The sequence below is a fragment of the Rothia endophytica genome (assembly GCF_039543885.1).
GTDB lineage: Bacteria > Actinomycetota > Actinomycetes > Actinomycetales > Micrococcaceae > Rothia > Rothia endophytica.
This window is the reverse complement of record NZ_BAABKP010000002.1, coordinates 351613-364971: the sequence shown is the minus strand read 5'-3', so window position 1 is coordinate 364971 and position 13359 is coordinate 351613. Positions and strand designations below refer to the sequence as shown.

The following is a 13359-nucleotide window of genomic DNA, read 5'->3' as shown; positions in this document are numbered from 1 at the left end:
ATACTCTCTGCCAGGATGCGGTCTTCCACGAGACGGACCACACGGTCCTTCGCCTCCTGATCAAACTTCTTCGGCATGTTCCAAATTTTCCCATCTACTCAAACGGAACAAAACCTGGGGCACTTCATCTCCAAGAGCTGTGGGGTAGCACCCTGAACGGATGTCTTCCATAACTTTAGGGTGGCTAGCGCCTGTATGCTACTAGACAGGCTAACTGTTACGACATGTTTTAAGGCTCACCGCTGACCCGCTTAATGAGAAACTAGGAACTATGACGTTAGCAGGCAGCACCCACCGCACTATTGAGCAGACCATTGCAGATGAACTGGGGATCAAACTTACCCAAGTTCGGGCCGCTGTACAGCTGCTGGATAACGGGTCTACAGTGCCTTTTATCGCTCGTTATCGTAAGGAAGCTACGGACGGCCTGACCGATGTGCAACTCCGTGCTCTGGAGGAGCGACTGCGTTACCTGCGGGAGCTTGAAGAACGCCGCGAAGCTATCGTGCGCACTCTGCACGAGCGGGCGCTTTTGACCGATGAGCTGGGGGAAGCCCTCGTCGCTGCAACCACAAAAAATGAGCTTGAAGCGCTCTATGCCCCCCACAAAACTAAGCGTAAGACCCTAGCCTTCCTGGCACGGGAAGCTGGCATGGAGTCCCTGGTGGAGGACCTGCTGGAAGTGCCTTTCGCTTCTGCCTACGATATCGCTCAGGCCTATGTTGAGCCCGAGCTGGCCGATGCTGAACCGGGCACCGTCGAGCACGTGGTTGCTCACGCTGACAATGCGCTAGAAGGTGCCCGCGCCATCCTGTTAGAAGCTGCTTCGACCGACGTCGCCCTTGCTACTACCCTGCATCAGCGTTTTATCCGCCGCGGGGTAGTAACTGCCCGGCTCGTGCCCGGCCAGGAGGTGGCCGGGGCCAAATTCAGTGACTACTTTGAATTCAGTGAAGAGATTCGCCGCATCCCCTCTCACCGAGTGCTGGCGCTACTGCGCGCCGAAAAAGAGGGGGCAGTTAAGATCAACATCGACGTGGACGTGCTGCCCCCAGCCAAATCCAAACTGACCGGTGCTGCCCGCGAAGCAGCCGAAATTCTGGCAGAAGAATACGACCGCGAACGCAGCTGGTATGAACGCACCGTCGCGGAGTCTCTTGGTATTGGCGCCCAGGTGCTCAACATGGTTTCTGATGAGGAGCGCGTGGTGGGTTGGCTGACAAAGACGGTACGCCTTGCCTGGCGTCAGCGCCTTTTGCCGCGTCTGGCCGGGCAGGTGCGTACTGACCTGTTTGAGCAGGGGCAGAAGGACGCCATCGGGGTCTTTGCTTCTAATCTGCGAGATTTGCTCTTGGCGGCCCCTGCAGGAGAGCACCCCACCCTGGGCCTGGACCCGGGCTTGCGCACCGGGGTCAAAGTAGCGGTAGTGGATGGCACCGGGCAGGTGCTAGAGACCTGTGCTATTTACCCGCACGTTCCACGCAACCAGTGGGAGGATGCTCTAGCGCGCCTGGAAGATTTAGTTAAACGGTACGGGGTGCAGTTAATTGCCATTGGTAACGGAACGGCCTCACGAGAAACCGACCGCCTGGCAGCTGATCTGCTGAAGCGCCTGACGTCCGCGGGTGTCAGCGGGGTGCAAAAGGTGACGGTCTCTGAGGCAGGCGCCTCGGTTTACTCGGCCTCCGAGCTTGCCTCGGTGGAGCTACCTGACCTGGATGTATCCTTGCGCGGTGCTGTCTCTATTGCCCGCCGTCTGCAGGACCCGCTGGCTGAGCTGGTCAAGATTGATCCGCAGTCCATCGGTGTGGGCCAGTACCAGCACGATGTTTCACCTGCAGCTCTGGGCCGTGCCCTGGACGCCGTGATTGAGGACTGCGTGAACGCCGTGGGTGTGCTGGTTAACAGTGCCTCACCAGCCCTGCTGGCGCGTGTGGCTGGTTTCAACCGCACCATTGCCGAGAACATCGTGGCCTACCGTAATGAGAACGGTCCCTTTGCCAGCCGCCAAGACCTACTCAACGTGCCTCGCCTGGGCCCCAAAGCCTTTGAACAGGCAGCCGGCTTCGTGCGCATTATCGGCGGCACCGAACCTCTGGACGCCTCTGGTGTGCACCCCGAAGCCTACCCGGTCGCCCGCGCCATCCTGGCGGACGCCGGTGCCTCGGTCGGTGCGGTGGATGAAGCAGCCCTAGCGCAGCTAAACCCCGCCCACTACGTCACCGACACCCTGGGCCTACCCACCATCACCGACATTTTTGCTGAACTCGCCAAACCCGGCCGCGACCCGCGTCCTGTTTTCAAGACCGCTCAATTTGCCGAAGGCATTGAAAGCATCAGCGACCTAGCGCCCGGAATGATCCTCGAAGGCACCGTCTCTAACGTTGCCGCCTTCGGAGCTTTCATAGATATCGGGGTGCACCAAGATGGCCTGGTACACGTCTCGCAGATGAGCCGTAGCTTCGTCTCTGACCCTCATACCGTGGTCAAATCCGGTGAAGTGGTGCGCGTGCGCGTGGTGGAGGTAGACCCCAAACGCAAACGTATCTCCTTGTCCCTCATGCTAGAAGACAAACCCGCACCGGCACGCAAGCGCCGCTAAGTTCATCTGGGATTTATCAAAAGTTAGACCCAACCGCTGATTAGCATAGCAAGGGCGAGCTGACCCTCTCGCCCGGTTCGCTTCGCTCACAAGGCGATTCATGCCAGCCCCATGCCAGCTCGCCCTAAGCTACACTAACCCGCGGTTAAGCCCGACTGCACGTATAGAAGTTCACCGTCGAAAGGAAGACCTCATGACCACTTCACTGACTCTGCCCCTTAATGATGGAAAGAGCATTCCGCAGCTGGGCTTTGGCACCTGCCGTATTGCTCCCGAAAAGACCGAGGGCGCCGTCCTAGCTGCTCTGGAAGCCGGCTACCGCCATATTGACACCGCTACTATCTACAAGAATGAAGCCGGGGTAGGGGCAGCGCTCGCCGCTTCTGGACTGGCACGTCAGGACATCTTTTTAACCACCAAGCTCTGGAACACTGACCAGGGGCGTGAGACTGCCATTGAAGCCTGCGAACGCTCGTTGGAGATCTTGGGGCAGGACTACCTCGACCTTTATCTCATTCACTGGGCGCAGCCTGCTCTGGGGCGCTACCGGGAGTCGTGGGAGGCTCTGGTGGAACTGCGTGAGCGCGGGCTGGTGCGTTCTATTGGGGTTTCTAACTTCACTGCCGCTCAGCTAGATGACATCATCGCAGATACCGGTGTGACTCCTGTAGTCAATCAGATTGAGGTGCACCCTTACCTGGCACAGACCCAGGCGGCAGAAGATCATGCGGAGCGCAATATTCTTACGGAGTCCTGGAGCCCCCTGGGCTACGGGTTGGAGCTAGGGGACGAAACCCTGGGTGAGCTGGCAGCTGCTCGCGGCCTAGGAGTTGCCGAACTGATGATTGCTTGGCACATCGCCCGCGGTTTTGTGGTCATTCCCAAGACCGAGACACCCGCACGCATGGCCTCCAACTTCGCTGCCCAGTTCTTCCCGCTCACACCTGCTGAAGTTGAGACCATCAGCGCCCTTGATCGCGGCCACCGCCTGGGTGGCGACCCTGCTGAAGGAGATGTAGGCGCACCCACCTACAGCGACCGGCGTAGCTTTACTGCCTAAAACCCTCCACCTTTTATGACACAAGGTGACGGTACTGTTTCACTGCTGCCGAAACCCCTGTTCAGCTAATCCGGCACTCGCCTAGGCTGGAGTGAAGAACATTTAGAAAAGGAAATTCATGACTGTTTCACCCAACCTCACCTTCAACGATGGCAATGAAATTCCCCAGCTGGGCTACGGCGTCTGGCAGGTAGAGAACGAGACTGCTGAAAAGGTTGTTGGCCTGGCACTGGACGCCGGTTACCGTCACATCGATACCGCCAAGATTTACGGCAATGAAGAAGGTACCGGCGCGGCGATTGCTAACTCCGGTGTTCCCCGCGAAGACGTCTTTTTGACCACCAAGGTCTGGAACGATGAGCAAGGCTTTGAAGCAGCTAAGGCTGCCGCTGAGGCATCTTTGAAGCGACTGGGCACTGACTACGTTGATCTGCTGCTCATTCACTGGGCCAAGCCTTCGCAGGGTCTCTACGTTGATACCTGGAAGGCTCTGATTGAGCTACAGAAGGAAGGCAAGACGCGTTCTATCGGTGTCTCTAACTTCCCCGAGGAGCAGCTGCGCGAGATTATCGCTGAAACCGGCGTGACTCCCGCTATTCACCAGATTGAACTGCACCCCTACTTCGCTCAGGAGAACCTGCGTGAGGTGCACGCTGAGCTGGGTATCGTTACCCAGGCGTGGAGCCCCCTGGGCAATGGGTCAGACCTACTGTCTAACCCGGTTCTGGCTGAGATTGCACAAAAGCATGACGCCAGCGTCGCCCAGGTAGTTCTTGCATGGCACCGCGCCATTGGCAACGTGGCTATCCCCAAGTCGGTGACCTCCGAGCGTATCGTTGAGAACTTTGAGTCCCTCAAGGTAGAACTGACCGGTGATGAGGTTGATGCAATTGACGCACTCTCCCGTGAGGACGGCCGTATCGGCGCTGACCCGGCAACCATCACCTTCTAAACCCACCCGGTTTTGAATTGTAGGTAGCGGCCCGGCACTGTGGAGGTGCCGGGCCGTTTTTGTGCGCTGGTTAATAGTCAACGTTCGGCAATAAGGTACGCGTTCACACTTTACACAGAGGATATCTGCCGGGTGTCAGGTACAGGTTCTGGGATGTAGCGCCAGAGGGCAGGTTGCAACAGAGTGGCAAGAGCAATCAGGACGATTACTAGGGCGCCACCGGCAAGAGCAGTGGCGGCACTACCCATCAGCTCTGCCGACGCACCGACCAGCGCAAAACCCAGGTTGGGCCCTCCGGCAACGGTGATAATGAAAAGCCCCTGAAGGCGTCCGCGCAGGGAATCCGGGGCAGCGGTCTGCAAAATAGTAGAACGGTAGACCCCACCCAGGGCGTCTGCCCAGCCCATAAACGCCAGGGGCAGAGCCGCCAGCAGCAGCGGAAGAAGAGACTCAGAGAGCGAGCCGCTCACCGGGAGTCCTTCATAGGCAAGCACTACCAGCCCAAAGACCATGAAGCCTCCACCCCAGCCAGCGTAGCTGAGGGTGAGGAAGCGGCCCTGACGGGCAATGTCGCCCAAGAAACCTGAGAAGAAGAGACCTAGCAGGGCACCAGTTGGAGCTGCGGCTAGAAGGAAACCGGCCCCTGCCTCACCGCCGCCAAAAGTCAGTGCTGCCAGTGCGGGGACGAGGGGGCGTACCTGGGCGAAAAGCATGCCAAGAATGTCCACTAGGAAGGACATACCTACCACCTTGTTGCCCTTCACAAAGGCGAGGCCCTGGCCCACCGAGCGGAAGCCCCGCACCTTGGGTTCGCCGGTTTCTTCGGGGAGCATAGGGGGTAGTTTGTACAGCGCCCAGAGCCCGACCATGAAAGCAAAGACATTGATGAGATAGGTCCACCGATAGCCCACGATGGCCACCAGCACACCGCTGAGTAGAGGCCCCAGACTCATACCTAGGGTGCCTACGCTCATCATGAGGGTATTAGCAGCGGGTAACAGCCTGCGCTTGACCAGTCGGGGAATAATAGCCCCGCGGGCTGCCTGGTTGATGGGTTGTAACAGAGACTCGCAAGCAATGAGCGCATAGAGAACCCATACCTGCTCCAGTGCCAGCCAGGCCTGCAGAGCGACCAGCATTGCTAGCACCCACATACCGATAGAAGCGGTCAGAGCCACCTTGCGTCGGTCATAGCGATCGGCAATGACACCACCGTAGAGCCCGCCGATAATCATGGAAGGCAAAGCAACCAGCCCAGTTAGCCCGACTGCTGCTGGTGAGCCTGTGAGCGCATAGATTTCCAGGGCAATGGCAACCGCTGTGATCTGGTAGCCGACGGTCGAGAACATGCCCCCGAGCCAAATCCGCCGGAATTCCGGTGAGGTTTTGAGCGGGGCGGTATCCATAAAGAGCTTGGGCATGAGCTTTAGTCTAGCTAGTGGTCTGTTGCCTGTCAGTAGAATCTTCCGACGCTGACGTGAGCAGGTCGCGCACCTGGGTTGCGGTGAGTTGACCGCTAAAGAACTGACCCTCGTCTACTACAGCATCGAAGAGTGCTGCCTTGGTGTCCTTGAGTTCCATGACTTTCTCTTCAATGGTTCCCGCAGAGACCAGCCGGTAGACCATGACGTTCTTAGTCTGCCCGATGCGGTGCACACGGTCTACCGCCTGCTGTTCAGCGGCAGGGTTCCACCAGGGGTCCATGATGAAACAGTAGTCGGCGCTGGTCAGGTTCAGACCAAAGCCACCTGCCTTGAGGGAAATCAGGAAGACCGGGGTGGTGCCCTGCTCAAAGGCCTCCAAAATTTCCCCGCGGTTGCGAGTGGAGCCGTCCAGGTAGAGATAGGGGATGCCCATATCAGCCAAGCGTTCAGCAATCTTTTTCAGGTAGCTGGTGAACTGGCTAAAGATCAGGGCACGGTGCCCGTCGTGAATAATCTCGGGCAGGTTCTCCTGCAGGTAGTCCAACTTGGAGGATTCCACTGCCCCGTACTTTTCAGCATCAATCAGGGATGCATCCAGAGCAAGACGGCGCAGGGTGGTCAGGGACTGGAAGATGGTAAAACGGTTCTTATCCATGTCCTCCAGCAGACCCAGAATTTTCTGGCGCTCGCGCTGCAGGTGAGTGTCATAGGCCTTACGGTGGGCAGGGGCCAGAGGGACGTCCACGCGCACGTCGGTCTTCTCGGGCAGGTCAGCTGCCACCAGTTCTTTGGTGCGGCGTTTCATGAGCGGACGCACGCGCCGGCGCAGCCTGCCCAGAGCCTTGGTTTCCTCCCCGGATTCGATGGGAGTGGCGTAGGTGTCCTTGAAGGCGCGGGCTGAAGGGAAGAGACCGGGGGCAGAAATAGAGAACATGGACCATAGTTCCATGAGGTTGTTCTCCATGGGCGTGCCGGTCACCGCAATTTTGACGCGGGCAGGTAGGTCGCGGGCTATCTTATGAGCCTTGGTCTTGGCGTTCTTGACGAACTGGGCCTCGTCCAAAATAAGCCCGTTCCACTCGGTATCAGCGCCGATATCGAAGTAGCTGGCCTCGTCCAGACGGAAGAGAGCGTAGCTGGTAACGACAACATCAGCACCGGCAATGGTGTCCGTCAGGCGCTGCTTTGACTTTCGGGTGGATTCTTCTATACCTTCCACCTTCAGGCTGGGGGCAAAGCGGTGGATTTCCCGCACCCAGTTGGGCACCACGGAGGTTGGCGCGACCACCAGGAAGGGCGGGAAGCTCGCCTGAGTCTCATCGGCGTCCTGCGTATCTTTTTCTGCCTGCTCGGCCTCCCATACGGACTTAGCATGTAAAAAGAGGGCGATGGTCTGCATTGTTTTACCCAGGCCCATATCATCGGCTAGCACACCACCCAGATACTGCTCCCAAAGGAAGGCAAGCCACTGGTAGCCTTCCACCTGGTAGGGGCGCAACTCGGCTACAAGGGTAGCTGGCACCTCTGCAGGGGAGTGGTGGTCAAGATCGAGTAGGGCAGCGACCTGCTCATCCCAGGTAGCAACGGTCTGAGTTTCAGCCGCTAACTCTTCGAGCTCTTCCCAGAGCCCTACCTGGTGGCGGCTGATTTCTAGAGGCCCGCTCTTATCGGAAAGCTCCCGCGCTTCACGTAGCAAGTCCTGTAATTTCATGAACTCCGGGCGGTCTAAGGCAAAGTACTCGCCGTTGCCTAGCAATAGGTGGGTCTGGCCCTTAGCGAGAGCTGCCAGCACATCGGCGAAAGCAACGTGCCACTCACCGGCCTTGATAGCGATGCCCAGACCGAACCAGTCACGGCGGCGGGTATCATCTACGGTGACTACGATTTCGGGGGCTTCATCCAGTTCACGGAACTCCGGCACCTGACCCAGTAGTTCCACCTGAACCCCGTCGATGTCCCGGTAGGCGGGTAGATAGGTTTCTAGCAGGGTGCGGGTAGACCAGCCTTCAAAACGATTCTTGCCAAAAGGAACACCGGGGCGTACTCGCTTCACTTCTTTCAGCACCCGGTGCTCATAGGCAGTATCTCGAATATCTGCCCTGTCCTCACCGGGGTAGCCCAGAGCGTCTAGGGTAATGACCTCATCATCGGTGCCTACCGGATGAGCCGGGTAGTCCCAGTGCCAGCGGGTGGCCGCCTCAAAGCCCTGGCTACCGGGGGTGAACTCCACGGTTAAGACTAGTTGTGGTGAGCGGACGGCGGGTAGCTGCACTTTTTCGTCGGCGGTAAAGAGTGGAAGGGATCGGGTGAGCTGGGGGTAGAAATCGCTAAAAAAGGTGGGCACATCGGCGGCCGGTACGGTGACCGATTCACCGGACACCAGAGCTTCGGCCACCGGTTCCAGCGGCTCTGCCAGCGGAATCAACACCAGCTGGGCCTCAGCGTCGAGCCAGGAGGGGCGGTGGTTCTCACCGTCTACCGAGCTGCCTTCACTCGGCACCGCTACTTGATCGAGGTGAGCTAGGGCAGAGGGCAGAGCGGACTCCCAACGGGCGGCGGTGGCAGCATCCACATAATGTTTTTGGGCAGCCCCACTCAGTGCAATAAAACCGCGGCGGGTGACGCCTAGTTTGTGGGTCAGGTTGGCCGGCAGGGTGTAGCCACCCCAGCGCAGAATGGGGGTAAGGCGCAGAGCATCGCTGCTACTGCCGCGTTCAGGTACTCTTTCAAGGCTGAGCTCTACCGCAGGCTCGTCAGCTACCGCTAAACCTGCCTCTTGTCCATCAAGTAGGATAGGCAAATTCAACTCATCTGCGGACCGCAAGAGCTGCCAGAGCAGAGAGGAATCAACATTTGAAATGGATGCCCACTCGCGGTGTGAGGAATAGATGGACTGAGAACCGCGAATGACCGCATAGAACTCGGTAAACCAACTGGCATGCTCGGGGAGTAGGCCCGTGCCGGACGCCCCGGCTGCTGTGCCAGAGAATTTCTCCCAGGTCAGCCCACCCTTAATCCACTTGCCGCGGGCACCCATCATGACCGGGCGCGCCTCCAAACTAATCTTGGGGGCACCGTTATTTTTGCTCCAGCCGTACTTACCCGGCACCACCAGCCGTAAATCCAGGGCGCCGGACACCCCGTGCGTTCTGCTATCAAAGCTCGGCCGGCTAGAGAGAGAATAGGCAAGAGACCGCCGCCAGGCAGGTAACTTGGACGCTGTCCCATCAGCAGGCGGCATCGTTTCAGTGGCGTCACCAGCCGGGAGCGCCAGCTCGGCTTCCCTCTGGGCCATCTGCTGCCGCAAGTCCGCCACCAGCTTTTGTTTGTTCTCCACCGGGAGAGAAGCTACCTCGTTTTCAGCAGAAGACCGCCAGGTTGAAGAGCTAGCAGTCAGCGCTTTCTTTGCCTTAGCAGACCGGTCAATGGCGGTCAGCATCAGAGCCACCGCATGCTTGCAGTTATGGGACACAGGGCAAGAGCAATACGAGGTAAAAGATGATGACCCGGCCAGCACCTCAGCCGGAAAAATCACGGACGTCTCATAAGGTGTTGAACCGCTACCAGCCACCTGACCCGTCAGCGTCCGGGCGCCTTCATCGTAGGTGTAGCGCACCACCATGCCATCGCGCATATACCGCTGACCGCGCGTATAGGCCCCGTGACCCACCTGCCGAATCAAGGCAGGGGCAGTCACGGGAATCTCGGGGAAAGCAGAAGTGGATGACACAGTAACCTCGGTGCGAAATCTAATAAACCGGGGCAAATTCAAAAGCGGATAATCGTTGAAGCTTCCCTCAGTGGGTGAAAAACGAGTACATTCGACTTCTGAATAAACCTAGTCTTCTAGCTTATCGCAGAAGCAAAGGGTGCAACTGGTGGACAGGTAGCTACCGGTCTTGATCTGCTCAACCAAATGGTGAGAAACCTGTTTACAGGCTGGGCGGGTGTAGGTTAGAGTTTTAACCAGCTTCAAGAGTTTCAACTGCTAAGCTCCGACTTTAGTTGAACGCCAACCCCATGTTCACGGGTGGCTCGGATGACGAAGCGGTCTGCATCGCGCATATCAGCGCTGTTTGGTGTAGACAAGAGCACGTTATGAAAGGAACGCGCACCTTACGCGCAAAGGCACCATGTCAAATGCTCGCCCCCACATCTCTGTCCAGAAGAATATCTCTGCTGCATCTGTACCTGCCCGCGGTGGTTTTACCGCGATGAGTATTCAGGACTACACTCGTATTTCGAACGAGCGTAGCGAGTTCCTGAATTTCTTGCTGGCTCCTAACCCGAGCGGCATCCCTGCTACTGAATACGGTGTTCTGAAAGCTGCATGAGCCAGGTAGGTCTTCTTCTTGATTCGGACGTCCTTGCCGAGATCCGCAAGGTAAACCCTCACCCCACTGTGGTGGCGTTTTTGCGCCGCAGCTCCTACCGCACTCTCTACATTTCGGTGCTGAGCCTTGGTGAGCTAAAGGGTCTCTACCCCTACCCCGAGACAGACCGCTGGTTGGCTGAGCTCACCGACCGCTTTAGCGATCACGTGCTGGACGTGGACGCCCGAGTCTCCCTGGAATGGGCCGGACGGCACGCCGAACCTAAGTTACACGCGGTGGGCTCAGCGGCGTCCACCCCATTACCAACCGCTGCCCTGGAAGGTCTGATGAGCGCCACAGCGGCGGTACATGAGCTTGAAATTATCTCATCTAAGGCAGAGGTCTATCGCAGCTGGGGCGTGCCCGCCTCAAATCCCTGGCTCGACGGCACCTCATGACACCCCTGCTGTTCCTCTAATAGTTGCGTGTGCGCGCAATCAGCCTGGCTACCGCTGCCCGGGGCAGAACCTTGGTGAGGCCCACCGCAACCTTGTAGGGTACTGAGGGCACGCAGAGTGCTTTGCCCCGGTGACTAGCAGCAGTGGCGTCCGCTACTACCCTCTGCGGGGTCAACCAGAGAAAACCAGGTAGGGAAGGGGCTACTTGCCCCATGGCGTCGTGGAATTCTGAGTGGGTGAGACCCGGGCAGACTGCTGTGACGGTGATGCCGCGCGGTGCGTACTGTAGGTTGGCTGACTCTGAGATAGACACCAAAAATCTTTTGACCGCTGAGTAGGTGCCGCCGGGGGTGAAGGCTGCCACCGAGGCGACGTTAATGATGCGCCCCCTGCCCCTGGGCAGCATGGTAGTGATAGCGGTGTGCATGAGCAGCAACGGAACTTTAGCGAGAACATCCACCTGCGCCAGGTGCTGCTGGGCAGTGGCAGCGTCGAAAGAGCTGCCTAAACCGAAGCCTGCATTGTTGACCAGAATTTCCACCGGAGCTTCATCCTGCTGTAAACGGGCTACCAGGCGCTCTAAATCATCGGGATTGAGCAGGTCAGCGGGAAGCACCTCAACATTGACACCGCACTCCGCCCGCAGGTGCTCAGCCAGATCTTGCAGCGGGTCAACCCTGCGAGCTGTCAGCACCAAATGGTAACCGGCCGCGGCGTACTGGCGCGCAAATTCGGCGCCGATGCCAGCGGAGGCACCAGTAATCAGAACGTAGGATGGGTCAATGCTCATAGGTGCACTTTACCTAACATGCCCAACATCATTCGGGGAACTTGCTGTAAAGGCGCCGAGCGCTTGGGTATCAGCAAACGAAACATGACATGATAAAAGCGATGAAAACACCAGCCCGCCCCCCGCGTTCTTTACCCATGCCCCTGTGGTTGCAGGGTGCCGTTGAGCTTGCCCTCGTTGCAGCGCTGAGTTACCTGGCCGTTGTCTTTTTGTTGGCAGCTGTTTGGTATACCAACGGTTTTGATAACAGCACCTTTGCCGGTGCTACCTCGGTAGCCGGCCATACTTGGTTGCTGGTGCACGGTGTTCCACTGGCTATGGACATCCCAGCGCAGGGTGCGTTCTCGGCGATTTCGGGCACGATGAGTCTTATGCCTCTGGGGCTGACACTGATACCTTTAGCGCTCTGTTACCGTTCGGGTAGGCGTTTGGCGAGGGCCTCCTATGAGGGGCAATTCTGGCAGCCACTACTGGGCGGTATGGGTGCTTACGCGCTGGTTAGCGTAGCTATTAGTGCGCTTTCAACCGGCGACTACTTTGCCACCTCGCCGGTTTTTGCGGCGCTTATTCCCCTGTGGGTAGTGGCGCTGGGTGTCCTAGCCGGTGGTTATGCGGAGTCACGCTCCTTGGCTGCCATGATTGGTGTGAATGCTGCCGACTGGGTTAAGAAATTTAGCCAGTATTCCCGCTGGGCTGGCTCTTACATTTGGGCAGCGGTACGTGCTGCTCTGGTGAGTGTGCTGGCGCTGGGAGCTGGCGGGGCCCTGCTGTTGGCGCTCACTGTTTTCTGGCACTGGGATGATGTTATCGCCCTCTACCAGACCCTGCGTGCTGGGGCTGTGGGCGGTACTGCTCTGACTCTGTTGCAGCTGGGTCTCATCCCTAATTTTGTTATATACGCCATGGCATGGAGCTCCGGGGCTGGCTTTGCTCTGGGCACCGGTACATCGATTGATTTGACCGGCACCGACGCTGGTGTGATGCCCGCCCTTCCCATTTTGGGGGCTCTGCCGCACGCGTCCTACCCACTGGGGCTGTTGGCGCTGGTAGTGCCGGTAGCTGCCGGTGCGGTGGGAGGCTGGTGGTTCTTCCGTGAAGGTGAAAATCACCTGGATGAGTGGTTTGCCCTCAAAATTCGTTTCCGTTGGTGTTCTTGGCCGCTCTCTACCCTCTGTCTAGCGATCTTTAGCATGGTTCCTACCTTTACGGTTACAGCTCTGCTGGGCTGGATTGCCAACGGGTCTTTGGGCCTGGGGCGCTTTACCGAGATTGGCCCCACCCCCCTGTTGTTTGGGCTGTATGCTGCGGTGCTTCTGGCCGCTGGCATCATGCTGGGTCTGGGACTAGCCCACCTGCTGGTGCGTGATACCACCGGTGAGCTTGACCGATTCGCAGAGGATGCCGCCAACCCCAAGACTCGTTTTAAGCGCAAGCGCCGGGGTCAGAAGGTAGCAAGTATTGAGGCTGAGACTCCTGAGACTAACGGGGAAGAAGCCACCGGTTCCGTACGAGCTGAAACGCGAGAAGAAACCACTGATGATGCCGCAGAACTAGACTCGGCAACTGACGCGGTGCCTGAGGCTGAAAGCGTCAGCAGTGAGATTGAGACGGGCGCTGAAGAAACTTCGGCTCCCTTACTGCCTGAGGAAGAGGCCGCTGACACGATAGCTGATACAGATACCGAGCCTGCCGAAGAGCCTAAGAAAACCTTCCGGCCGGTCATACGCCGCCCTAAGTCCCGGCGTCGGAGCTAGCTCTTA

The 13359-nt window shown here is 58.2% G+C and carries 9 protein-coding genes and 1 riboswitch; of the genes, 6 read left to right on the top strand and 3 right to left on the bottom strand.

Annotation, left to right across the window (positions count from 1 at the left end; genetic code table 11):
- The first annotated feature begins 271 nt into the window (after positions 1-271).
- The 3 genes from ABD982_RS08175 to ABD982_RS08165 all read left to right on the top strand — a co-directional run bounded on the left by ABD982_RS08175 (position 272) and on the right by ABD982_RS08165 (position 4614).
- Positions 272-2602, top strand: coding sequence for a Tex family protein (locus ABD982_RS08175; RefSeq protein WP_345446319.1), 2331 nt, complete (start codon positions 272-274; stop codon positions 2600-2602).
- Positions 2603-2795: 193 nt separating this feature from the next.
- Positions 2796-3662 (top strand): aldo/keto reductase, encoded by an 867-nt coding sequence (locus tag ABD982_RS08170; protein ID WP_345446317.1) that lies wholly within the window; start codon positions 2796-2798, stop codon positions 3660-3662.
- A gap of 118 nt (positions 3663-3780) precedes the next feature.
- Positions 3781-4614 (top strand): aldo/keto reductase, encoded by an 834-nt coding sequence (locus ABD982_RS08165; RefSeq protein WP_251380613.1) that lies wholly within the window; start codon positions 3781-3783, stop codon positions 4612-4614.
- A gap of 110 nt (positions 4615-4724) precedes the next feature.
- Here ABD982_RS08165 and ABD982_RS08160 read toward each other — a convergent pair whose 3' ends face one another.
- A complete protein-coding gene (locus ABD982_RS08160) occupies positions 4725-6035 on the bottom strand; it encodes an MFS transporter (protein ID WP_345446313.1) in 1311 nt (436 codons plus the stop codon).
- Positions 6036-6045: 10 nt separating this feature from the next.
- Positions 6046-9768 (bottom strand): DEAD/DEAH box helicase, encoded by a 3723-nt coding sequence (locus tag ABD982_RS08155; RefSeq protein ID WP_345446311.1) that lies wholly within the window; start codon positions 9766-9768, stop codon positions 6046-6048.
- Between the two features lie 240 nt (positions 9769-10008).
- Positions 10009-10136: riboswitch (SAM riboswitch) on the top strand.
- Positions 10137-10171: 35 nt separating this feature from the next.
- On the opposite strand from ABD982_RS08155, the gene ABD982_RS08150 reads away from it, so the two are divergent.
- Both ABD982_RS08150 and ABD982_RS08145 read left to right on the top strand, forming a co-directional pair.
- The gene (locus ABD982_RS08150) at positions 10172-10372 is read left to right on the top strand and encodes a nuclease PIN (protein WP_251380616.1); all 201 of its coding nucleotides are present in this window, start codon (positions 10172-10174) and stop codon (positions 10370-10372) included.
- Complete coding sequence (locus ABD982_RS08145; RefSeq protein ID WP_251380617.1) at positions 10369-10809, top strand: PIN domain-containing protein; 441 nt, start codon at positions 10369-10371, stop codon at positions 10807-10809. The genes ABD982_RS08150 and ABD982_RS08145 overlap by 4 nt, the downstream gene beginning before the upstream one ends.
- Positions 10810-10825: 16 nt before the next feature.
- Here the strand turns inward: ABD982_RS08145 and ABD982_RS08140 are convergent, their stop codons facing one another.
- Positions 10826-11599, bottom strand: coding sequence for an SDR family NAD(P)-dependent oxidoreductase (locus tag ABD982_RS08140; protein WP_345446308.1), 774 nt, complete (start codon positions 11597-11599; stop codon positions 10826-10828).
- Positions 11600-11700: 101 nt separating this feature from the next.
- Between ABD982_RS08140 and ABD982_RS08135 the strand changes: the two genes are divergently transcribed.
- Positions 11701-13353 (top strand): cell division protein PerM, encoded by a 1653-nt coding sequence (locus ABD982_RS08135; RefSeq protein WP_345446306.1) that lies wholly within the window; start codon positions 11701-11703, stop codon positions 13351-13353.
- The last annotated feature ends 6 nt before the right edge of the window (positions 13354-13359 follow it).